Source organism: Actinobaculum suis (genome assembly GCF_900618115.1).
GTDB classification, from domain to species: Bacteria; Actinomycetota; Actinomycetes; order Actinomycetales; family Actinomycetaceae; genus Actinobaculum; species Actinobaculum suis.
Genome location: NZ_UYIO01000001.1, coordinates 526,141 through 548,969 on the forward strand (window position 1 = coordinate 526,141; position 22,829 = coordinate 548,969).

Sequence of the window (22,829 nt, forward strand, 5' to 3'; positions counted from 1 at the left end):
GCTCGATATTTTTCTTGGGGTTGGCGGTGCTAGGGGTTTGCGGCGCTGTGAGAAGGCGGTGCTAGGGGTTGGCGGCGCTATTCTTCCGGTTCGCGCTCCACTCCGTGCGTGGGCGCGGGCGGCAAATCCGGATTAGCTTGGGCCCTAATATCAGACAAGAGTTCAGGATCGAGGCGCGGAAGCTTCCCGGTTTCAGAGGCCAGAGTTTTATCACGCAAAGGCGAATCGGCCTTGGCCTCCAAAGCTTCCCGCACTTCCCGTTCCAAAGCTGCAGCATGTTGGGATTCCTCAATCCGCCGCAAGATTTTCTCCGAAACTTCTTCCCGGCGCCGCTTACCCTCCCGAGCTGCGCCCGCGGCTGCCGGTACAGCTGGAACCGGAGCGGCAGGAACTTTAACGGAAGCCGCCGTAGCGGATGCCGGTTTAACCGGGGGAGCTGTAGCGGAAGCAGCCGTAGCGGAAGTAGCTGTAGCGGAAGCAGCCGTAGCGGGTGCCTCGGCGTGTGGGGCAGCGGCCGGCTCCGCCTCTGCCTCCGCGAGCGGTTCGGCCGCCGGTTCCGGGGTGGGGAAGCCGGGTGTGGGCAAATATTCTTTACCGCGCGGGGCCGGACTGTCCGTGCTCCGCAATTCCGGATAAGCCGCCAAGATGCGGTCAAGTTCGGCGGTGAGGTTCTGCCGTGCCGAGTTTTCCCATTGCCGGGCGGTAGGCGTGAAATACAAGTATTTGCGGGAAAGTAATTTCTGGATCACGCTACTGCGGCCGCGGTAGTAGGAAGAATCGTCATAGAACGAGTATTCGCGGCGCAAGCAGTCCAAATAGGAACGGTAGTGTTGCGGTGGTTCTGCCAAAACTGCCAAATGTGCATCACGCAAAACCATGAGGTCAATATCGCGCGGATCTACCGGTCCGCTCGTCGAACCGCCAATCACTGCCCACTTTTCGGGATGTTTACTGGCCATTCCACGAATCAATTCCGCTACGCGTTGGGAAGCTTCTTCGGGCACGTCTAATTCTCGCAAAGCCGATTGCGCGGCCAAAGCCGAAGCGAACTCGTTTTCGCCCGGGTTGCGCCGCGTGCCGGCGTCTTTCGGCGTCGTAAATTCGACGCCGTGGTACCAGGCTGCTAAACGCACCACATCGGGTGAGTGGGTTTCGGTGATCAGTGCCTCTAAATCTTTGAGCATCGCTACCACGTGCGAAAGGCCGTGGAAAGTGCGCGCGGGGTCGCTCCAGCGAGCAATCAACTCCGCACCGGCGGCTTCGATTTGTTCACGCGGGGCCGGGGAACCGAGCCCTCGCACCGAACGGTAGTAGCTTGCAGGCAACCACGCAGGTATTTCACCCATGAGACCTCCCCGCGGGCTGTTCCCGCGCATCGCTGCCGCCCCCGTGGTGGGCGCTAACGTAGTGGCAGTCTAGTCGGCAAAAACATGGGCGGAGCAATAACAAGGCCTAGGCGGTGTGAAACCGCAAACGTCCGCTCACAAAACCTTCCCTTATGCCCCGCCCTGGTTTGGGCAGGAAGCGGAAGCGGGCGCGCCGCCACGCGGCAGGCCACCCGATCAACTAACGTAGAAACGTGACCACTATAAACCCGAGTTTTACCGCTCCCGCCGGTAAACCTATCGCTTTAATAACGGGCGGCACTTCCGGTATTGGCCGGGCTTTCGCGCGGCTGCTCGCCCAACGCGGCTACAACCTGGTGATCGTAGCCCGGGGAACTACCGGGCTGGCTGAAACCGCTGCCGAATTGCAAGCTAGCGGCGCTGCGTGCGAACAAATCCGGGCCGATCTGGCCGATCCGGAAACGGTCACGGCCCTATGCGAATGGGTTGCGAGTCGGAATTTTGCTTTCGACGTTTTTGTCAATAATGCGGGGACGGGCCTTTACCAACCATTAGCCACCACAGACTTCGCGGAGGCGGAAACGGCCCTCACGGTAATGGGCCGGGCCCCGGTAAAACTTGGGGGAGCGGTAGCCCAAAAAATGCGGGAAGCCGGTTCGGGGCAGATTATCAATATTTCTTCGGTGCAAGGTTTTGTGCCGATGGGCATGTATGCGGCCATCAAAGCTTTTATTCGGGTGTGGTCTGAATCCTTAGCCTTGGAACTGGCCGGAACGGGCGTGACGGTGACGGCCGTGTTACCCGGGTGGGTGCGTTCCGGTTTTCACCGTGCCTCTGGCGGGCGGCGTAGCGGCGTCCCCGATTTTCTGTGGCTCGACCCCCAGCAAGTGGCGGCGGCAGGGTTACGCGCAGCTGAGCGCGGCAAGATCCGGTGTACGCCGAGCCGGCGCTACCAGGTGATCGCTTTCTTAGCGGAGAAAGGGCCACGCCGCGTCGTGAACCGGGTAGCCCGCGCCCTGCGTTCCGCCAAATCTAGCGCATCCACCAAACCAAGCGCTTCTGTACCTGCGAGCACGCCGGCTGAGAGCCCCGCAGCAAGTTCCGGTTCTTCCACAGGTACCGTTGCAGGTACGTTTAACGACGGCGTCGGCACGAACCACGATATAATTCAGGCCACGAATGCAGAACTTGGCGAGCACGGGGTGAGGTGATCGGTAGTGGAGGAACTCGAACCGATTGATCCCTATCTCGACGACGGCAAAGCCAAGCGCCGGCATCGGGTGCGCAAATTCCTCACCAAACCGGTACTCAACACGGTTCTGAAAAGTACCGTGCTGGGGGAAGAAAACATTGAGGATTTAGACGGGGCTTTCGTGTTGGTGCCGAACCATTCTTCGCACCTGGATGCACCCATGATTTTCTCCCTCCTGCCCGATAAACTCACGGAACGGCTGGCCACCGGGGCAGCCGCCGATTATTTTTATCGCAACCCGGGGATTTCTGGCCTCACCTCGCTGTTTTTCAACACTTATCCGATTGAAAGAAAGAAGAACACGCCTTCGAAACACGGACGGGGTTTGAAACCGGGCCGCGCGAAGGGAATGACGGGTCGCCTCTTGCGGGCCGGAGTGCCGATCCTGATTTTCCCGGAAGGTACACGTTCCCGCACCGGCGAACTCGGCACCCCCAAAGCTGGGGCCGCCGCGCTCGCCCAAAGATTCGAAGTACCGATCGTGCCAATCGCAATGGCGGGCGGGCACGAAGCCATGCCGGTAGGCGCGGTACTGCCCAAACCGCGCAGCGAAGTATTCCTCTTTATTGGCAAACCCATGTACGGCCAAGAAGGGGAAGACGCCGATTCCTATATGAAACGCGTATTCCGCGCCATCGAGCTCATGCTCGAACAAAAAACCGCCCACCCGGTGGAAACCGACGGCACTAGCGCCTTCGACCCCAAATAGGGCAGTTTTTCTTTTCCCGTGCTGGCGGGTGCTCGCGGCGCGTTTATTTTAGTGTCAGTGCTCTGCGGATTGTGCGGGTGCCGGTGATTCTTCGGGAGAGAGTAGGCCGGCCGCGCGCATGGCAATCTCATCGCTGGAAGCACCCGGGAAAGCAAGTTGGACGGTGAGGCCGCCGCCCGGAGTTTCGAAAGCGTGCGCGCTGCCGCCATGGGCGCCCATAATCGCGGCCACGATCGCCAGGCCTAGGCCCGAGCCGCCAGAGGCACGGGAGCGGGAAGTATCCGTACGGTAGAACCGCTGGAAGATCTTTTCGGAATCTTCCGGGGAAATACCCGGCCCGTGGTCCCGTACTTCAATAATGCCCCAACCGTTATCAATGCCTACCGCGAGCTCTACCGGGGTTTCTTCTGGAGTATGTGCCAAAACATTACTGAGCAGATTGGCGATCACCTGGGTGACCTTATTGTGGTCGGCCGTGATTATGACATTGGGTGGTTCGGGGCTTTGCAAACCAATTAGCTGCGAATGCCGCTGGGGTGCCCGGGCTTCCAGATCGTAGAGGGAATCTTCCGCAATATCCGTGAGGGAGAGAGATTCCAATTCGAGGGGCCGGCCCTCATCCATCCGAGTTAGTTGCAAAAGGTCTTCTACCAGTTCGGACATGCGAGATGCTTCCGATTCGATGCGGCCCATACAGTCGGCCACTTTATCTTCGGGTACCCCGTTCATCCGGTACAGCTCGGTGTAGCCCTTCACGGTAGCGAGAGGAGTGCGTAGCTCATGCGAAGCATCGGAAGCAAATTGCCGCATTTGGGCTTCGCTGCGTTCCTTATCCGCAAAGGCATCTTCAATTTGGGTGAGCATCGTATTAATGGAAGTGGCCAGAGAACCCACTTCATCGGCGTCGTCATCGTGGGGAACGCGTTTCGTAAGATCGCCGGCCGCAATTGCTTGCGTGGCCCGTTCAATATCGCGCAAGGAACGCAAAGTGCGGGAAATTGTGGCGCTCACGGCAAGTGTGCCAGCCAGCATCGTGGCTACCCCGAGCAGCCCGAAGATCAAAGCGAGCCTGGTTACGGTGAACATAATCGGGGCGAGGGGCTGAGCAATAATCGCGTAGCCGAGCACTTGCCCGCCTTCATCTTTAACGTCCAGCACGAGGGCACGCCATTTTTGCCGCCCATTTTCGCCAGCCACCGTGAAAGGATCACGGTTGACCTTGGCGTCTTCGCCGCCCCGCAGAGCCTGCTTGATAATTCCTTCCGGGTTACCCGGGATGCCATAACGCAAAGAAGTGGAGGGGCGGATTTCGATCGGCTCTACAGCAACGTCCGGGGAAGCCCCGAAAGACAGGTAAATGTAGTAGTTGGAAAAACTGTAGGGAGTTTGGCCTTCGATCTGCCGTTGGTTTTCGATGTCATTGAGCAGGCGGTCAGCCACGCTATAGCCAGAATTGCGTAGGTCGGCATCGGTAGAACTGAGCATGTATTGCCGCATTAGCGTGGTGGTGGCTATCCCTAAGAAGAGAATTGCGGCACCGATAATTACCACGAAAACCGCCACGAGCTGTTTCGTGAGTGAACGGTGAGGAATGGTAGACGCCGCCTTTTGCCGCCGGTTTTCCCGCCCGCGGCGTTGCTTCGTGCCGGCTTGTGGGGAAGTGCGGAAAGTGTGTGCCTGTTGCTGGGGCGTTTCTTGGGTTGCAGATTGCCGCATCGCCGGGCTTCACCTACTTCGAGGTTTTGTTACCGCGGAGGACGTAGCCGATACCACGCCGCGTGTGAATTAGCGGGACGATTTTTTTCGCTTCTTCCGGATCAGTGATCCCCAGGTTTTCCGGAGAATCGATCTTGCGCCGCAAATAGGAAATATAGGATTCGACGATGGAGATTTCACCCTGCCAGTTGTAATCCCAAACGTGATCCAGAATCTGGCTCTTGGAGACCACACGTTCGGCGTTGATCATGAGGTAGCGCAAAAGTTTGAACTCGGTGGGGGAAAGTTCCACTTCCCGCCCGGCACGCCGCACCTCGTAAGAATCTTCGTTCAGTTCCAGATCTAGATAGCGTAACACCGGCGAATCCGCTTCTTCCGGGTTGGAGCGGCGCAATACCGCCCGGATCCGCGCTACCACTTCTTCCAAAGAGAAAGGCTTGGTGATGTAATCATCGCCGCCGATTGTGAGGCCCTGTACTTTATCCTTCACGTCATCACGCGCGGTCAGGAAAAGTACGGGCAGGTCCGAATCGCGTTCCCGCATGCGGCGCAGTACTTCAAAGCCGTCCATGCCGGGCATCATAATGTCAAGAACTACCAGGTCAATTGACTGGTTTTGCTGGTGGGCCAGGGCTTCTTGCCCGTCTGCCGCCGTGAGTACCTCAAATCCGGCGAAATGCAGGGAGGCGGAAAGCAGTTCGCGCAAGGATGGTTCATCGTCGACGACGAGGATCGTGGCTTCCGGTTCTTTTTCTTCGTTTCTAATATTGCTCTGAGCACTCATACTTAGACATTGAACGCGTGAATTCTGGGAGTTTTCTGGACGTTTACTGGGAAAGGGATTGCCCCGGTGCGGGCCGGAAAATCGGCGCGAACCGGGGCGAATCTGTAAGTTAGCAGCAGCGCTGCTATTAGCGCGGGCAGTAGGCGGCCGGCGGGAACCAGCTGCCCATGCCGGCCGCTAGCACCGCGCTGTAGCAGTTCCTTAGTGGTGCTTTAGCGTGCTTTAGTAAGAGGTGAAATCTTTGCCTTCGATTTGTTCGGGTGCACTGCCGCTTTTGAGGGCGGCCAAACGCGCTTCGATTTCGGCGTCGTTGGAATGATCTTCCAACTCGGCAAACTGATCGGCCAGGGAAAGGCTAGCCACTTCCGCCTTACCCGCGGCCAGGGCTTCGTCTCGGCGCACGCGTTCTTCGAAGCGGGAGAGTTCCGAGGTTGGATCGAGCACGTTGATCGAGCTGATCGCGTCTTGTACACGTGCCTGGGCAGCAGCGCTCTTTTGGCGCGCCACCAGGGAATCACGCTTGTTCTTCAGCTCGTTGAGCTTCTCCTTCATCTGGATGAGCCCGCTCTTGAGCTGTTCTACTACTTGTTGCTGGCTGGTAATAAGCGGTTCGGCCTCTTTGGCTTCTTTTTCAAACTCGATCTGCTTGCCCAAAGCAACCTTGGCGAGGTTATCCCAATGGGCCGCGCCTTCCGCATCCCCGCGCCCGCGCATCTCATTGGCCTTGGCTACCGAAGCGGCTGCCTTGTTACCCCAGTCTTGGGCAGTGCGTAGGTCTTCCTTATAGTCAGCTTCGGATAGCCGCAGATTGCCAATGGTTACGGCCACGGCGTCTTCGGCTTCCGCAATCGAGTTGGTGTAGTCCCGCACCATTTGATCCAACATCTTTTGGGGATCTTCCGCCCGGTCGAGCAAAGCGTTGATATTCGCTTTGGCGAGCTGGCTAATCCGCCCCAAAATCGTTTGCTTCTCCGCCATTATTGTCCTTCCTTCCGCGCCCACGCGCCGAAAAACTATTTTGCGCCGGAGCGCCGGAAATATACTTGCGCCGGAGCGCCGCGTTTCTATGTTCTTACGTTACTGAAAACCGGGGTGGTATTGCATCCTTATGCAGGGCTTTTAGTTGTTTTTTTGCCTGCCGGCGAGAGCTGTAGCGCAGCCGGGTGTAACCCAGCTTGGTACCGGCCGTCGCCCAAAACTTTAGAAGGAGAAACCTCCTCCCTTTGCGCCGCCGGAACTACCGCCAGAACTCCCACCGGAACTTCCGCCGGAACCGCCGCTCCAGCCGCCCCAGCTACCGCCCCAGCCGCCGCGGTTGCCTGAAGTTAGGCCGCCAATAATCACGCCGGCCAAGAAATTGCCCCAGTCTCCGCCGCCGCTGTGCCCGCCGCGCCGGTCTTGATAGTCATCCCAACCGGAATTGACGTCGGTTTGGGCGCGATGCAAAGCCTGTTGCGCTAAAGAATCAGCTTGCCGGTACCGGGAAACCGCCGTTTCGGGGTCACTGTTTTCGCAGGCCTGCCCGTGCGCTAATTCCCGCTGGGCAGAGTTGAGAGCAGTGCGGGCAGGGCTACTAACCAGCCGCCGGTACTGGTTTATATAGTCTTCCGCTGCGGCCACCGCAGCCCCCGCCTTTTCCCGCAAACGGCCGGCCGTGGCCACCATACGATGCCGGTTTTCTTCTTCGGTGCGCACTTGCACTAGCGCCTCATCCAAAGCGGCTTCCGCCTCGGTGAGCGCCGCAATTCCCGCGAAAGGATCAGCCCCGTGCCGGTTATAAGTGCCCACGACTTGCTGGGCGGCCTCTTTTTCAGCCTGGATATGAGCATCGTCGCTACCCAAACGATCCGCATCCGCAATATCGGCATAAATCGATTTCAGCCGTTCCACCAGTTCGTTTTCGGCTTGCGTGAAGGAATCTTGGGCGTGCGAAATCTTCTGATACTTTTCCTGCGCCGGCGTCAAAGCTTCTTCCGCGATCCGCGCAAACGGTACCGCCTGGTTACGTTCCCCGGCCTGCACATGCTCTTGCCCTTCCCGGATCGCTTTTTCGCAAGCTTCGAGTAGCCCCGGAATTTCGGTTTGCAAGGTTCGCAAAGTCTGCATCGCTTCCGGACCGTACCGCTGCGTGAGGGTATCTAATTGTTGCCCCGCAGCCGGCAAACCTGCGCGCAAGTCCTGGCAGGAAGCAGCCAATTTGCTAAGCCGCCGCTCCACGTTTTGTGCCAGATCGCGCAGCTCGCGCAGTCGCGCGTTTTGTTGGTCTACCAACTGTTGGGCTTGCCCGCTCAAAGCGAGGATCTGGTTGTGCATGTCCCGAGCTTGCGCGGGAGTTTCCGGTTCGTCATCATCCAATTGCCGGCGAATCTCAAAAGCTTGCGCCAGCAAAGCCCGTGCCTGTTGGAATGCCTCCGCAAACTGGGCGGCCTGCGCCTCCCCAAATTCGGCCTTCGCAAACTCTGCTTCCGCGCTGGCATCGCGTACGGCGTCGTCGGCCGCTAAAAGCTGCCCGGAAGCCCGCTTGGCAAGCGCATCCAGCTGCTCACTTTCCTGGTGTTTACGTTTCCGGTAAATAACGACGCCGACCACCGCGCCAGCGCCCACCAGCAGGAACACAATAATCCACGGGGCCGGGTTGAAATCGTGTTGATTGGCGTATTCGGCTTCCAGATTTTGGATGGCCCGCTCGGCCGCTTCCGCCCAGTTACCTTCCCGCAAAGCGTTCATGGCCGAGGAGTCAAAAGCATCCCGCACTTCTTCGGCAGTGAAAGACTGAGGCCCGTAGCCCACCGAAACCTGGCCGGCCTGGGTAGCAACCGCAATCACCGTGGCATCTTTCGCCTGGCCGGAAAGATCATGGGTTTTGCGGGCCCAATCCTCCGCACCGGCACCATCAAAAACATCCACGAAAACAAAGCGCACGGTTTGGCCGGTATTTGCCGCCAGCTCGTTGAGCTGGGTGCGCAGATCCGCCGCTTCGTTCTTGGTAAGTACCTGCGCGGTATCGGTGACCGCAGAAATTTGTTTTAGCGGTTCTTCAGCTCGGGCAGGGCCGGCCGGAAATAAGGTAGCTACGCCCGCACACAGCGTGGCCAGAGCTAACCCGATGGCCCGCCTACCGCGCGGATGCCACACTCTGGTGTTCTTTTGCCGCGCGACTTTTTCGGGGTGGCGCGCGGCCTTCTGCGTTTCTTTCCGGCGTCGGAATCTCATGCCTCAAAACTACCGGAAGTGGCAAGCCCAGGGTAGCGGCAAACCAGGCAGCGGTAAGCCCAAGGCAGCGGTAATCTCCAGGCGGCAGCAACCCAAGGTCGCGGCAACAAGTGCGCCGCGCGCGTAGTGAAAGGTGTGTCAGCGGGGCAACTGTAGCCTACGCAGGGCTCGCGCTATACTAGGGCGGTGCTTCCGCGCGGCCGCCGGCCGGGCGGTTTTTCCTAGAAAGCGAGTGTAAATTGCCAACCGGTAAGGTCAAGTTCTTCGACGAGAAGAAGGGGTTCGGGTTCATCGACGGTGATGACGGTGTGTCAGTATATCTGCCTGCCGATGCTCTCCCCGCGGGGGTGAAGCGCATCAAGCGCGGCACACGAGTTGACTATTCGGTGGCTGATACGCGGCGCGGCCCGGAGGCCCTCACGGTAGAAATAGTGGAACCGGTGGAATCCCTCGCGCATATTAATAGGCGTCCCCCAGAAGACATGGTGCCGGTAGTAGAAGATCTGATTCGTCTGCTCGATTCGGTATCTGGGCAGCTGCGGCGCGGACGCTACCCGGAAGGAGGCCGGCGGCTGGCCCGCGCACTGCGTGCCCTCGCCGATGAATTTGATGGCTGATCTCAAACTAGAAGCCGTGGCACAAGCGGCAGTTATAACTCCGGAACAACCAGACCGCGTTTACCCGCAAGCAGACTGCGAGGGGGAGCGGTTGCTCGTACGCGCGAGTGAAACTGCGCAAGAATTCCTCAAAAATGAGATCCCGGAACGGTATGTGGGGGCCCACGCTGGCCTGATTCTGGAAGAAGAACGCGTACTCACGCACTATTTCAAATGCGAACACCCCGGCTACCAGGGCTGGTATTGGGCAGTCACCATAGCCCGGGCCCCGCGCTCGCGGCGCGTGACCATTAGTGAATACGAAATGGTGCCGGGCGAAAAGGCCATGCTGGCCCCGCGCTGGGTTCCCTGGGCAGACCGTATGGAAGCCATCGAAGCTGAAAAGCGCAACCAGGAAGAGGCCGCAGCTGAATACGAACGCCGCGAACGTGAAGCGCGGCGGGAGCGGCGCGCCCAGCAAGCCCGCGCTGCCGAAGCCGGGCAGGTAGACGGCACCGAGCCGGCAAAAGAAAAGACGCGCAGGCGGGAGTGCATCTCGCGCACGGACTCGGCGCGCACGGAATCAGAGCGTACAGAATCAGGGACGCCGCGCACGGAATCAGGGCGTACAGAATCAGCACGCGCGGAATCGGGGCGCACAGACTCGACACGGCAGGGTTCTTCTCGGAAGGATATTGCGCGGAAAGTTTCTGCACGCGAGGAATCTACGCGGAAGGGTTCTGCGCGCGAGGAATCGCGCGGCAGGAAAACGCGCGGCACGAAAACTAGCGAAGCAGGGGCCGCGGGCACGGATTCGCCGCGGGCAACGCGCGCTGCACATCCCGAACTGTTCCCAAGTTTGGCAAGTTCGCGGCGGCGAGTGGTGCGGCGCGGTTCACGCGGGCGCCGCTATCTGGCCGGGCAAGAATCGGAGGACTGACGCGTGTTACGGCTGCAGGGCCGTGCGCGTGCCTATGACTGGGGTGGCACGCAGGCAATTCCGGCTTTATTTGGCTATGCGCCCGCGCAAATCCCAGTTGCGGAACTCTGGTTTGGGGCCCACCCAGACGATTCGGCCACGGTAGGTGGCAGCGCGGATACCCCGCTATTTGATCCAGCCCAGCTCTACCCAAAATCTCCGCAGGCCGATCACCGTTTGGAAGCTAACACACAGCGCCGCCGCCGGCGGCTAACCCACTGGAGAAACCGCGGCCGCGATGCGCGCAACGAACGCGAAGCGAGTAACAATAGCGCCACCGCGCCTACAGATTTATCCTTGCGGGAATATATTGCCCGCGATCCAGTAGCCGCGCTGGGCCCGGAAGTGGCCCGGCACAGCAGCGAATTGCCGTACCTGCTCAAAATTATTGCGCCCGAACAGCCTCTTTCTTTGCAAGTGCATCCTTCTTTAGAACAGGCACGCTTCGGTTTTGCCCGAGAAGATGCCGCCGGTATTGCGCGCAATGCCCCGGAAAGAAACTATCGGGATACAAACCATAAACCGGAACTGGCCTACGCCCTCACGCCTTTTGAAGCGCTCGCCGGATTTCGCACTAGCCGGCGCATTGCCGGCGTACTTTCCGGCCTGAATACCGAACTTTCCGCGCGCATGTTAGAGCTCATGGAAGAAGGTATAGGCACGGTTTTCTCGTGGCTACTTTCAGCCGAAACTCGGCCCGATAGTGAGCAAATCCAAGCGGTAGTTGAGGCCTGCGCGGCCCGGCTTGCCCGGGGAGAAAGCCCCAGCCCCCGCGCCGACCGCATCGTGGGCATGCTCGCCGAGCGTTACCCAGAAGACCCCGGCGTAATCGCCTCCCTCCTGCTCAACCCGCTCAGCTTGCGGCCCGGCGAATCCGTGTTCGTACCCGCCGGAACCGTGCACGCATATCTATCTGGCACAGCGATAGAAATTATGGCCTCCTCCGATAACGTGTTGCGCGCCGGGCTCACCCACAAACACGTGGACGTGCCCGAGCTACTGCGCATTATGGACACCGTTGCCGCCCCGCCGATTCGGATCGCCCCGGAACGGATGTCTGCCGCGGTATCAACCTTCTATGCCCCGGTAGACGATTTCGAACTTTCCGTGGTCCGTTTACGTGACGCCACCGCCACCGAAGCGTTACGTGCCCGCGGTCCGCGTACCGTCCTTTGCCTCGAAGGCGCGGCGCAACTAACTACCGACGCCGGAAGCGAAATGCTCAACACCGGTCAAGCAATTTTTGTGCCCGACGCCGAAGGCCAACTCCGCGTGCGCGGGTTTGGCGAACTCGTGGTAGCCAGCGTGCCCTAAGCGCGAGCATTGGCAGCTGCCGCACCGACCGCCGCATCCGACCCTCGCATCCAATCCCCGCATCCGTTCTCCGCAGGTGGGGCGACCAGTAAGCTTGGCCGCCGCTCACCCCGGGGTTCATGATCCGTTCTCCGCAGGTGGGGCGACCAGCAGGGCGGAACCCTAAAAATGGGTGGCCGGGCAACCAACAGGGCGGGACCCTAAAACTGGCAGGCCGGGAGGAAACTCACAGTGGAGGCAAAACCGCGAAATGTCGCGGAAAACTCTCGGTGCGTCTCGAATGGCGAGACGAATCTCGCTCCGAATATCCAAATGGCGAGATTTGCGTTGCTTCTGCGCGGGCAGACGGAGAGAATTAGTCCAGTCAGAGGCAATTTCTCGTACCGGCGTTGGCTTTCGCCGTCGTTCGTAAGGCGCAAGCAGCACCTCAGCCGGTACGGGGCCGGGCCCGCGGCGCGCAACCACGCCACGTACGGCCGGGCCAGGCGCCTAGGCGCTCCGCGTTAGAAACGCGTATAAGGAGAATACATTGACTGCTAAAACGCAGGTTGAAAACACGTCCGCGCCCGATGCATCATCCGCACCTACCAAATCGAGCGGGATTCTCGGCTATTTCAAAGTGAAGGAGCGCGGCTCAACCGTAGCGCGTGAACTTCGTGGCGGCCTCGTAACTTTCGTCGCCATGGTTTATATCCTCGTCCTCAACCCGATTATTCTTTCCGGGCCGGATTCTACCGGCATGTACCTGGGTGGAGGCACAGAACCGAATATGCCGGCAATTGCGGCCGGCACCGCCCTCGTTGCCGGAGTAATGACAATCCTCATGGGGGCGGTGGCGAACTTCCCCATGGCCATGGCTGCCGGGCTGGGATTGAATACTTTGGTGGGCGCCGTAATCGTGCAGATTCCGGGTATGACCTGGGCAGACGGCATGGGCATTATCGTCCTCGAAGGTATTGTGATCACCCTGCTCGTGCTCACCGGCCTGCGGGAAGCTATTTTCCGGGCGGTTCCCAAGTTCTTGCGCACCGCCATTTCGGTGGGCCTGGGCCTGTTCATTACGCTCGTTGGCCTCACCAATGCCGGCATCGTTTCCGGAAACGCAGAAGGCGGCACCATCCTCAACTTCGGAATTAACGGTTCCGTATCTTCCTGGCCCTTCCTCGTATTCGTAATCGGCCTGCTCGTAACCTTCGTGTGCATCGCCCGGAAAGTTTCCGGGGCCTTGCTGATCGGCATTGTAACTTCTACCGTGCTCGCCGTTATCGTGGAACAGGTGGCCCGCCCGGGATTGCGTGCCGACGGCGTAGTGACCGGCTGGTCGGGTAGCGCTCCGGTACTTTCCGGAAGCCCGATACAAATCCCCGACTTTGCCACCCTCGGCGAATTCTCCATCGTGGGCCCGTTCCAAAAGATCGGGGTTATCGCCGTCGTCGTCCTCACCTTCTCCGTAATGCTCGCCGACTTCTTCGACACCATGGGAACCATGGTGGCAGTGGGCCGGGAAGGTAACCTCTTGGACGAAGAAGGGCAACCCGAAGGTACCTCGCGCGTGCTCCTCATTGACTCGCTTTCCGCCCTGGCCGGCGGTATGGGCGGCGTCTCCTCGAACACATCCTTCGTGGAATCCACCACCGGCGTGGCTGATGGTGCGCGTACCGGCCTCGCCTCGATCACTACGGGCGTGCTCTTCCTTCTCTCCATGTTCTTCGCCCCGTTGGTCACCTTGGTGCCCTCCGAAGCGGCGGCACCTTCCCTGGTCGCGGTGGGTCTGCTCATGCTCGACGGCGTTATCGAAATCAACTGGGAAGATCGCCTAGAAGCCGTACCGGCCTTCATGACCATCGTGTTCATGCCCTTTGCCTACTCGGTTACCGTGGGCATTGGCGTGGGCTTCATCTTCTACGTGCTCATGGCCGTATTCATGGGCAAGGCACGGCAGATTAAGCCGCTCATGTGGGTTTCCGCGGTACTCTTCGTGATCTACTTCCTGCTAGATCCGCTGCAAAGATTGCTCGGAATCTAAATGCTTGTTCTGAATCTAAGCGCCGGTTCGGAGTCTAAGCGCCTGTTTGGAATCTAAGCGCTTGTTTGGAAGCTGTAGAACAAGCTAAATCCGGGCGCGTGCCGGCTGGCGGCGCGCACATAATTCCATAGGTAACTCCCGCGGGGAGGTACGGCTACACGGCCTGACTAATAGCTAAAAGCAAGTAGCTAATAGCTAATAGCAAGGAGGGGCGGTGGCCGTGCCTCCCCGCAACCTATTTTGCCGGGCGCGGCAGACTGTAGCAGGGTAAAGCAGCCAGCTGCGAACTGGCGTCGCTGCGAACCGGCGTCGCTGCGAACCGGCGTCGCTACTGCACCCCGCCGGTATTGCCGCTGCTGATTCGGCACGTTCGCAGCGAAGGGTAGCGATCAATAAGACAGAGACAGGTGTCCCAGAACTGTCGTACAATATAAAACCGTTCTGTCGCAAGACGGCGCCAGAAGGCAATATTTATTACTGATAATCGCGGGGAGCTGAGCACTCTTGGGGCGTACATTCGCCAGCCTGAAATTCTACAATTATCGAGTTTGGTTCTTTGCGGCTTTGATTGCAAACACGGGTACGTGGATGCAAAGAATTGCGCAAAACTGGCTTGTTATCAACGATCTCACCGATAATAGCGCCTCCGCAGTAGGTCTTATTACCGCCCTGCAGTTCGTGCCCGTTATTTTTGTGATGCCGGTGGCCGGCTCTTTGGCAGACCGGTTCGATAAACGCAAAATCGTGTTCGTTACCCAGCTGGGTCAAATGCTTTCCGCTTTCGGTTTGGCAGCCCTGATACTTACCGGCACGGCCAATCTGGGAAATGTGTGCCTTTTCGCCTTCATTTTGGGGATCGTGGCAGCTTTTGATTCACCGCCGCGCCTCACCTTTATTTCGGAGTTGGTACCGCCGCGTTCGCTCCCGAACGCTATCGGGCTGAATTCGATGTCCTTCAATATTGCCCGCCTGATTGGCCCGGCCCTGGCCGGCGCGCTCATTGCCGCGGTTGGCACCGGGTGGGTTTTCGTTATCAATGGCGCCATGTTCTTGGCCACTCTGGTAGCGCTCTTGCTCATGCGGCCCAAAGAATTTCATCCGGCTCCGCAGTCCGAACAGAAGGAAGGGACCGTGGAAGGGATCGTGCACGGCCTCAAGTATTTGCGGCGCCGTTCCGATCTCATGCTGATTTTCGTGGTGGTGGGTATCGCTTCCTGCACTGCCATGAACAACAATTTGACGACGGCGGCTATGTCTACCTCCGTTTTCGATAAGGGCGCCGGCGAATTTGGGGTAGTGGGATCCGTCCTCGCCATCGGTTCGCTCAGCGGTGCACTACACGGAGCTCGGCGCACCGCCCAGCCACGCGTGCGCTCGGTCGTTGGCGCGGGGTGCGGCCTGGCCATAGCCATGGCGATTAATGCCTTAGCGCCTAGCTTCTGGCTCTACACGGTCACGCTGATTCCCGTTGGGTACTTCATGATCGTGATGCTCACGGCGGCTAATACCGCCGTGCAGATGTCTACCGCTCCGGATATGCGCGGCCGCGTGGTTTCCCTGTACCAGACCGTGGTGCAAGGCGTAGTCCCGGTAGGGGCTCTGCTCACCGGGTGGATTTCGGATGGCTTTGGCGCCCGCTGGGGCGTGGGCATGGGTGCTATTGGGTGCGCCGTTGCTGTTGTGGGCGCACTCATCTGGGGCCGCCACAAGTGGGACGTGGAAATCCACTACCGCATCCGCGAACCCCTGCACCTTGAAATTCTTGGCCCGCTAGAGCACGAACAAGAGCAAGCAGAAGAAGAGGCAGCCACCACGGCGTCGGCCCCGGCAGAAGAAGCAGCCCCGGCAGAAAAGGCCGGGCCAGAACTGGGGCGCGAAAGGGCTGCGAGCCAGCAAGCAGAACACGCGGCAGAAAAAGCATCGAAAAAGAAAACTGTAGAAATTCCAGAAAACATGGATAATGTGAACGGGATGGGCATCACGGAGGAAAGTGCCGCGGCAGGTACCTGCGATGCCGGAAGCGCAAGCGAAGACGCAGCGCCAAAATCCCGGAAAACGGAGGGTGAAATAGATGAGTAGTCGGCCAGAAGGGGAAGGTCTCGTCGATACCCGCGAGATGTACCTCAAGTGCATCTACGAGTTAGAAGAAGAGGGGATCGTCCCCATACGGGCACGGCTTGTGGAAAGGCTCAACCAGTCCAAACCTACGGTTTCGGAAACCACTGCCCGCCTGGAGCGGGATGGTTTCTTGGTTGTAGATAAACAGCGGGTTATTCGGCTCACCGCGCGGGGGCGTGCCCGGGCTACTTCCGTGATGCGCAAGCACCGCTTAGCAGAACGGCTATTGGTAGACGTGATCGGCCTGCCCTGGGAGCATGTGCATCTGGAAGCATGCCGCTGGGAGCACGTAATGAGTGAAGAACTGGAAGCCCGGATCGCGCAGATTGTGAAAGACGCCAGTCGCGATCCCTTCGGCAACCCCATCCCGGCAGCAGATGTACTGGGCCCAGGCGAAAATGCGGCCCGCCCGGCCGGCCTGGTCTCGGTAGAAAAATATCTCGCCGACCGCCGCGCCGCGCAGGCAGCAAACCAAAGCAGTGGTGCGTCAGAAGGTGGAAAGACGCCGGCGCGCGGCCCCGCAGACCGCAGCGAAACCTCGGTTGGCGCCGGCCAGGCCGCTAAGGCACCGCACCCGGATAGCACCGTGAGTACGGATAGCACCGCGAGTACAGAGTGTGCGCAAAGCGATACGGTAACGCTGGCCCGGATTGGCGAAACCCTGCAAACTGAGCCGGAGGTTTTGCTGGCTTTGCGCGAAGCCGGAGTAATGCCCGGGCAGCAAATCCGCATTATTGACGCCGCCACCGCAGCCGAATGTGCCCACTGCGGGGAACAGAGCACAGCACCCCAAGCAAGTGCGGGAGTAACAGAAGCTGCCGGCGCAGATGGCCACGTTATTGCGCAGAGTGCCAAAGGGTCGTTAGAGCTTACAGAGTGGATGCAAAAGCACCTGCAGTTACAGGTCTAGGCTCGCGGGGCATGCGGCTGTGCGGTGAGCAGACTAACAGGCCGCGCCAGAAATTGGGGCGCGCGGCGGCGGACTTTCGGGTAATGTATACGCGGCGCTTAAAGAGGCATAGCGGCCGGAAAGGTCACTGTTTCTGGCAGCTGCCGCAAACTGCGAACTGTATGCCCCCAGTCACAAAAAACGTAACCAGATCGTAACTTCTCGTGAACTTTGTGATTTGCGGACCAGTGCGGTAGCGATGGTGCCGTGCCTCGGAAACTGGCGGATTCTCGCCAGTTCTAGGGATTGATTTAATAGTTTGCGAAGAAAGTGGCGTAGCGCTCTGTTATCGAAACGTGACATTTCGGAGAAAGCTAGGTACTCTCTTCTTATATCCGGAGAGCGCGCTCTCTCTGGTTTCGAGTTTTGAAGGTTCACCAAGGAGTTCTTTTATGTCGGGAAGCCATGCGTATCGCGAGGCTAAGACTGGGATTCTCAATTCTTCTGCAGGGCGCGGTGTTATTGCCGCTCTCGCTTTCGGCACTGTCACCGGTTCCTTGATTCCGGCTGCCACTGCGGATACCCAGGATGCAAAGGCAACCCCTCTAAAGGCGGTATCTAACCCGCACGCTAATAACGAGGCAGTTGCTACGGAAGCAGTAACGGCCCCGGCAGATGCACAGTGGAAGATCGAACAGATCGAAGTAGGCGATACGCAAGCGATTGCGGACGCCTTCAGCGTGGAAGCGGCCCCCGAGGTTGAAGTAGCTGCGCCAGCCGCAGAAGCACAAACCACCACGGAAACGGCAACGCGTGGCACTTCCACGCAGGCAGCTACCGCCGCTGATGAAGAAGATGTAACGCCGCGCGCGGCGGTCAGCGGTTCGGGCTCTTCCGTTACCGGAACGGCTCTGGCCTACGCTGGTTCTCCCTACCGCTGGGGTGGCACCACTCCTTCGGGTTGGGACTGCATTGGCTTCGTGCGTTGGGTATATGCCCAGCACGGAGTTTCCATCGGAAGCACTCCGGCCTCCGTACTGTCGGCAGGTCGGCAGGTTGCCTACTCGGATGTACAGCCGGGAGATATTCTCTACTGGCCGGGTCACGTAGCGATTTCGCTCGGCAATGGCAAGAACGTAGCCGCCTGGAACCCGTCCATGGGAACCACGGTCGGTCCGGATTCTTGGGTAGGTACGCCCACCGTTATCCGCGTGTTCTAAACAACACGAACTAAAAACTTTTTCTCCACTCCGGGAATTTCAATACTCCTCGCGCTAGCGCGAAAAATATTTCGGTGCCGGGCATCCGCCTAGCACTCAAACAGCAGGTGAGCTTGCGGGCTCACCTGCTGTTTTTTTATGCCCGGCCGCGGTTCGGCAATGCTTTATCACCAGGTAATTCTCGGGACGGTAAAATATTGGCGCGTTAATATTTGGGGCTAGCTTTGCAAAGTGGAAGAATAGCGGCATGTACGTGCACGAAAATCTCGTAGTCGTGGGAGTCGATGGATCGGAATCGGCGCTGGCCGCATTGCGGTGGGCAGCAGCGGTAGCGCGCAATCGCGGTGCCGAACTGCGCGCAGTGACCTGCTACCAGCCCGGCCCGGATCCAGAAGCTTCCCGCGTGGGTGCCGAATCAATCGCCCACGAAGCCCTGGCAAAAACTGATACTACTGGCCTGAAAATAAGTGTTCATGTGGAAGCCGGCTCCGCGGGAGAGGTGCTCGTTGAACAGTCGAAAATTGCTTCCCGCGTCGTCGTCGGATATTTGGGTGCAGACACCACGGGAGGTGCTGAACCCGGACCGGTAGCCGCCTACGTGACCACCCGTGCCTACTGCGCCACCGTAGTAGTACCGCGCACCGATAGCACCCGCCTGCCCATCCGCCACATCGTAGTGGGCGTAGACGGCTCCACCGCCTCCCGCTACGCAGTAGAACTAGCCGTGCGCATGGCCGGCCGCTGGGGCGCCAAACTTTCCGCCATCAACAGCGTGCACGTGGAATCCCAGGCGGGGATGCTCGTGAGCCCCGAACTAGCTAAGGAAGTCCTGGAAGATACCCGGGTGGGGCTGGAAGAAACTGTGCAGGAAATCATGACGGGCAAGGAAGAAATCGAGGTCAAATGCTACGCCGTGGAAGGTTCGGCGGCGCGCTTACTCGGCGAACTCTCCTCCTCGGTAGACCTCGTGGTGGTCGGTACGCGTGGGCGGAGCGGCGTGGCGCAGTTTATTTTCGGGTCGACGGCGCAAGGCGTGCTCCGCAATGCGAAATCTCCCGTGGTGGTAGTACCAGCCCGCGCGGCCGAAAACGTGCACGCCCCGAATACGAACGTGCCCTGGGAAGCCGGGTTCTAAACCCAGCGACGGCGAAAACCCGGCCGCAGCGTAACTTTGGTGCCGCGGCAGCATAACTTTGGCGCCGCGGGAGGCTGGGCCGGGCATGGCGTGGGCCATGGCGCGCGGATACGGCGCCGGCCGCCTGCCAGGCCCGCAAGTTCCGCGCCGCAAAACATCTAATCTCGCCCTACCGCAAACCCGCACCTTAAGACAACCGAGAAGCGGCTAACAAGCACTCGGAATTAGATGCGGGGCGCGGTAGACTAAGCGGGTTGCCCTCGTAGCTCAGGGGAAGAGCGACCGCCTCCTAAGCGGTAGGTCGAAGGTTCGAATCCTTTCGGGGGCACTGAAAATCATTTGACTGTTCCGGGGTTTTTGCTTTCCCTGGAACAAACTGTGCTGGAACCCAGTCACCAGCAAAATTTCGCGTTGGTAGTAGCTCACACACCGGAATTCCGAGAAACTCTGACGTCGCTACAAGGTCGGTAGAAGACCACTCGGATGTGCCGCGAATGCGTTTGGATACGTTGGTTGAGGCCACGCCAAGGTGATCTGCCAGCTCTTTTTTCGTTTTCCCCTCGATGAATAGGTACTGATTGACCGTTATTCCGATGCATTCGGGAACGGTATATTCACGATTTCTTTGCTGTGTCATAACCTCAGAATACTCGAAACTGTCAAAAATCGTCAAGGCGGGCTGCTTGGATCAATCGCGTCGGTCGTGTATGCTGGGTCGTGACTGACGAAATTCGAGAATGCTAACTAGAAGGGTTAGGCGCGTGGCTGAGATGTTAACGAGCGGACAGGTGGCTGAACTGCTTGCGGTTTCTCGTGGGACCGTTGTGAATTGGTGCCGCACGGGCAAGGTGTCGGCTGTTCGTACGCCTGGTGGGCAGTATCGAATTGCGAAGTCGGAGGTTGATCGCATTCTTGCGCCTGCTAATGGTGGTGGGGTTGCTCGTTGTGAGAAGGGTGTGGTGTCATGAGTTGGCGGGCGTCTGCGTGGGCTTTGGATCAGGTGCGTGGTATTGGTGCTAATTGCAAGCTCGTGCTGCTGTCGTTGTGCGAGTTTGCGAATGATGAGCAGGTGACGTGGCGGTCGATGGGTGAGATAGCTCATCGTTCTGAGTGTGAGGTGCGTACCGTGAAGACTCATTTGAAGTCTTTGGAGGAGTGGGGGCTTATTACTCGCACGCCTCGTTATCGGTGGTGCGATTCTGATGCCCCCTCGTGTGCTAGTCGTGGTGCTCATAAGCACCGGTCGGGTACTGATTATCGGGTGAATATGGAGGTCGGTGACTTTGATGCTTCAAAGCTGGAAGCACCAGCCGGTAAACCTGAACCTGCGGAAAACCGTCCTGTGGATAACTCGCCTGTGGAAAACTTGCCTGTGGAAAACTTGCCTGTGGATAACTCCACAAGTGCAAAGTTTGCACCTGTGGAGGAAGTGGCGGAATCACGCGGGAAAGTCCACAAGTGCAAAAGTTTCACCTGTGAGACGGGGGAGGGTTCCACAGGTGCAAATTCTCGTCTGCCACAGGTGCAAAAACATGTACCCATAAGATCAGTTAACCCCCATGTAGATCCTCCAGCCAGCCATACGTTGACTGGTTCTAACGAGACCGGGCGGGTAGGTTCGCGTTCGGGCTTGGTGGCTGGCGGGCGTGAAAGTTTGCAAGGCGGGACTGACGACGTGGTGGCCGGGGCGGCTGACGCCGGCCCCGGCGGGCCTGGTCAGGATGGGCCGGGTTTGCGCGTGGTGGCAGACCCGTCCCCGGGCACCTCGCAAGCCTTGGTTGCAAGCTCTGGGCCTGCTGGTGGGCCGGTCGCGGGCGGGCTGGCTGGTGTGGGTGTGGATTTGGGCTTGGTGGCTGCGTGTGTGCCTTCTCGGTTGCGTGAGGTGTTACCGCCTTCGGCGTTGGGCCGGGTGTGCGGTTTGTTGCGTGAAGCGTTGCGTTTGGGTTGGAAACCGATTCAGATTCACACGCGGTTGAACATGGATCCGTTCCCGCAAGATGCGAAGAATCCGGCGGGTTTGGTGATTTTCCGGGTTGGCCAGTTCACCAGTGAGGTGCCGGCTACGGCCCGTAAGGCCCGGTCGCATACGAACTCGCTGGTGGACACGAGTGTTCCGGCCGGTGAGCGGGCTAGTGCTCCGCCTGCTGGGTGGGCTGAACTGGGCGAGAAACTGCGTGCTAACGCGGCTTTAGCACACGGGCCCGACCCCCGGAAAGTGGACATGGGGGTGGTGTTTATGCTGCAAGGTCAAGTGTAGCTGACGCGTGTTTTTCGAAGGTGTCTGGGGCCTGGTAATTGCACCAGGTGTGCAATCGTTTCGTGTTATACCGAGTACACCACGCAAAGACCTGCCGGCGGCAGGAGAGCATGTTGGGGAAAACCTTCGCATTTTTGAGAACTTCTCGTTTGAGCGTTGCATTAAATGACTCTGCCAGCGCGTTATCGGCACTACTGCCTACAGCTCCCATGGATTGTTGTACTCCCAACTGGCGGCATGTTTCTTGAAATACAGAGGAGGTGTATACACTGCCGTGATCAGAATGGAAAATCGTTCCACGCAAGGATCCTCGCTGGTCTGCGGCCATCAGTAATGCCTCTCGGGCGAGTTCAACACGCATGTGATCTGCAATCGCAAAACCGACCAGTTTCCGGGAGAAACAGTCAATCACAGTAGCCAGATACATATTCTTTTGCCCGGCAAGGGGAAGATATGTAATGTCCCCGACAAGCTTGTCGTTAGGCCTGGCCGCGGTGAAATCACGCTCGAGAAGATCATCAAAGACCCGCTTATGTGGATCACTGACAGTAGTGCGAACACGACGTTTTTTCGTAAAACCTGCCAACCCGAGAGCTTTCATCACCCGTGCTACGCGTTTGTGATTTACCGGCTGGTCCGGGGTCTGCGCAGTAAGCAACGCGGCTATACGTTTAGCACCATACAAGCCACCTTCCGCCTCGAAAGCGATCCGAATTCGCTCCCCTAGCAGCCCGTCAGCGTATACCTGTTGCTCGCGCCGGGCCGCATTTGCGGCCCACTTGTAATAGGAAGAACGCCTTACTTTCAGTACGGTACACATCCGCTTGACTGAGAACTCAGTACGGTGGTCCTCGATGAACTTGAAGCGGATCACAAGCCCATCTCCTTCGCGAAATACTGCGCCGCCTTGCGCAAAATATCGCGTTCTTCTTTCAAAAGCGCGTTTTCCTTTTCGAGTTGTCGGATTCTCTCTGCTTCAGATAAGACCCGCGCCGCCTCTGCTTCTTTGCGCCGCCTGGCCCGCACCCCGGTGCCAAACTGGTTTACCCAGTTTTGCAGCGAATTACGATTAATTCCCAGATCAGAAGCAACCTGCGCCATTGAAGCCTCGCTGGACTCGTACGCGGCTACCGCGTCTTTCTTGAACTGCGCGGAATATGTTTTACGGGACATGGTAGAAGACTACCTTTCTCCGGCTGAACGCCGGGGCTAGCCTATGTCCACCAACAGGGGGTCAGGTCCCACCGGGAACGGGGGTGGTAGCAGCTAGTTAGA

The 22,829-nt window shown here is 58.8% G+C and carries 17 protein-coding genes, 1 tRNA gene and 1 pseudogene; 13 read left to right on the forward strand and 6 right to left on the reverse strand.

Annotated features, from left to right (window positions below; all coding sequences use genetic code 11):
- Nucleotides 1-77 precede the first annotated feature (77 nt).
- Nucleotides 78-1,346: an HD domain-containing protein gene (locus H8274_RS02125; protein ID WP_185933700.1), complete on the reverse strand. Its 1,269-nt coding sequence runs from the start codon at nucleotides 1,344-1,346 to the stop codon at nucleotides 78-80.
- 233 nt (nucleotides 1,347-1,579) lie between these two features.
- On the opposite strand from H8274_RS02125, the gene H8274_RS02130 reads away from it, so the two are divergent.
- Together H8274_RS02130 and H8274_RS02135 are read left to right on the forward strand one after the other, a co-directional pair.
- A complete protein-coding gene (locus H8274_RS02130) occupies nucleotides 1,580-2,557 on the forward strand; it encodes an SDR family NAD(P)-dependent oxidoreductase (RefSeq protein ID WP_244924497.1) in 978 nt (325 codons plus the stop codon).
- 6 nt (nucleotides 2,558-2,563) lie between these two features.
- Nucleotides 2,564-3,307: a lysophospholipid acyltransferase family protein gene (locus H8274_RS02135; protein WP_065415625.1), complete on the forward strand. Its 744-nt coding sequence runs from the start codon at nucleotides 2,564-2,566 to the stop codon at nucleotides 3,305-3,307.
- A 54-nt stretch (nucleotides 3,308-3,361) separates the two neighbouring features.
- Here H8274_RS02135 and H8274_RS02140 read toward each other — a convergent pair whose 3' ends face one another.
- The 4 genes from H8274_RS02140 to H8274_RS02155 all read right to left on the reverse strand — a co-directional run bounded on the left by H8274_RS02140 (nucleotide 3,362) and on the right by H8274_RS02155 (nucleotide 9,020).
- On the reverse strand, nucleotides 3,362-5,023 hold the full coding sequence (locus tag H8274_RS02140) for a sensor histidine kinase (RefSeq protein WP_082159969.1): 1,662 nt from the start codon (nucleotides 5,021-5,023) through the stop codon (nucleotides 3,362-3,364).
- A 13-nt stretch (nucleotides 5,024-5,036) separates the two neighbouring features.
- Nucleotides 5,037-5,807 carry a response regulator transcription factor gene (locus H8274_RS02145; protein WP_049619137.1) on the reverse strand — a complete coding sequence of 257 codons (771 nt, stop codon included), beginning with the start codon at nucleotides 5,805-5,807 and terminating at the stop codon, nucleotides 5,037-5,039.
- Between the two features lie 222 nt (nucleotides 5,808-6,029).
- Nucleotides 6,030-6,785, reverse strand: coding sequence for a PspA/IM30 family protein (locus tag H8274_RS02150; RefSeq protein WP_074661529.1), 756 nt, complete (start codon nucleotides 6,783-6,785; stop codon nucleotides 6,030-6,032).
- A 222-nt stretch (nucleotides 6,786-7,007) separates the two neighbouring features.
- Nucleotides 7,008-9,020, reverse strand: a complete 2,013-nt coding sequence (locus H8274_RS02155; RefSeq protein ID WP_185933701.1) for a TPM domain-containing protein — start codon at nucleotides 9,018-9,020, stop codon at nucleotides 7,008-7,010.
- A gap of 239 nt (nucleotides 9,021-9,259) precedes the next feature.
- Between H8274_RS02155 and H8274_RS02160 the strand changes: the two genes are divergently transcribed.
- The 11 genes and pseudogenes from H8274_RS02160 (at nucleotide 9,260) to H8274_RS02210 (ending at nucleotide 21,554) form a co-directional block, all read left to right on the forward strand.
- Nucleotides 9,260-9,637, forward strand: a complete 378-nt coding sequence (locus H8274_RS02160; protein ID WP_049619140.1) for a cold-shock protein — start codon at nucleotides 9,260-9,262, stop codon at nucleotides 9,635-9,637.
- Entirely contained in the window at nucleotides 9,630-10,556 is a 927-nt protein-coding gene (locus tag H8274_RS02165) for a DUF3027 domain-containing protein (RefSeq protein ID WP_185933702.1), read from the forward strand. The genes H8274_RS02160 and H8274_RS02165 overlap by 8 nt, the downstream gene beginning before the upstream one ends.
- Before the next feature lie 3 nt (nucleotides 10,557-10,559).
- Nucleotides 10,560-11,909: a mannose-6-phosphate isomerase, class I gene (manA, locus tag H8274_RS02170; RefSeq protein WP_185933703.1), complete on the forward strand. Its 1,350-nt coding sequence runs from the start codon at nucleotides 10,560-10,562 to the stop codon at nucleotides 11,907-11,909.
- A 529-nt stretch (nucleotides 11,910-12,438) separates the two neighbouring features.
- Nucleotides 12,439-13,935, forward strand: coding sequence for an NCS2 family permease (locus H8274_RS02175; protein ID WP_185933704.1), 1,497 nt, complete (start codon nucleotides 12,439-12,441; stop codon nucleotides 13,933-13,935).
- Nucleotides 13,936-14,439: 504 nt separating this feature from the next.
- Nucleotides 14,440-16,014, forward strand: coding sequence for an MFS transporter (locus H8274_RS02180; RefSeq protein WP_185933705.1), 1,575 nt, complete (start codon nucleotides 14,440-14,442; stop codon nucleotides 16,012-16,014).
- Nucleotides 16,007-16,426, forward strand: a pseudogene (locus H8274_RS09685) (metal-dependent transcriptional regulator); the annotation flags it as partial. The gene H8274_RS02180 and the pseudogene H8274_RS09685, both read left to right, overlap by 8 nt.
- 968 nt (nucleotides 16,427-17,394) lie before the next feature.
- Complete coding sequence (locus H8274_RS02190) at nucleotides 17,395-18,162, forward strand: C40 family peptidase (RefSeq protein WP_185933707.1); 768 nt, start codon at nucleotides 17,395-17,397, stop codon at nucleotides 18,160-18,162.
- A 247-nt stretch (nucleotides 18,163-18,409) separates the two neighbouring features.
- The gene (locus tag H8274_RS02195) at nucleotides 18,410-19,297 is read left to right on the forward strand and encodes a universal stress protein (protein WP_065415632.1); all 888 of its coding nucleotides are present in this window, start codon (nucleotides 18,410-18,412) and stop codon (nucleotides 19,295-19,297) included.
- A gap of 256 nt (nucleotides 19,298-19,553) precedes the next feature.
- Nucleotides 19,554-19,625 (forward strand) — tRNA-Arg (locus H8274_RS02200).
- 442 nt (nucleotides 19,626-20,067) lie between these two features.
- Entirely contained in the window at nucleotides 20,068-20,265 is a 198-nt protein-coding gene (locus H8274_RS09975) for a MerR family transcriptional regulator (protein WP_420807977.1), read from the forward strand.
- Nucleotides 20,262-21,554: a helix-turn-helix domain-containing protein gene (locus tag H8274_RS02210; protein ID WP_185933709.1), complete on the forward strand. Its 1,293-nt coding sequence runs from the start codon at nucleotides 20,262-20,264 to the stop codon at nucleotides 21,552-21,554. The genes H8274_RS09975 and H8274_RS02210 overlap by 4 nt, the downstream gene beginning before the upstream one ends.
- On the opposite strand, the gene H8274_RS02215 is transcribed toward H8274_RS02210, so the two are convergent.
- A protein-coding gene (locus H8274_RS02215; protein ID WP_185933549.1) for an IS3 family transposase occupies nucleotides 21,532-22,727 on the reverse strand; the annotation gives its coding sequence in 2 pieces (ribosomal slippage) (nucleotides 21,532-22,445 and nucleotides 22,445-22,727; 1,197 coding nt in all). The genes H8274_RS02210 and H8274_RS02215 overlap by 23 nt on opposite strands.
- Nucleotides 22,728-22,829 lie beyond the last annotated feature (102 nt).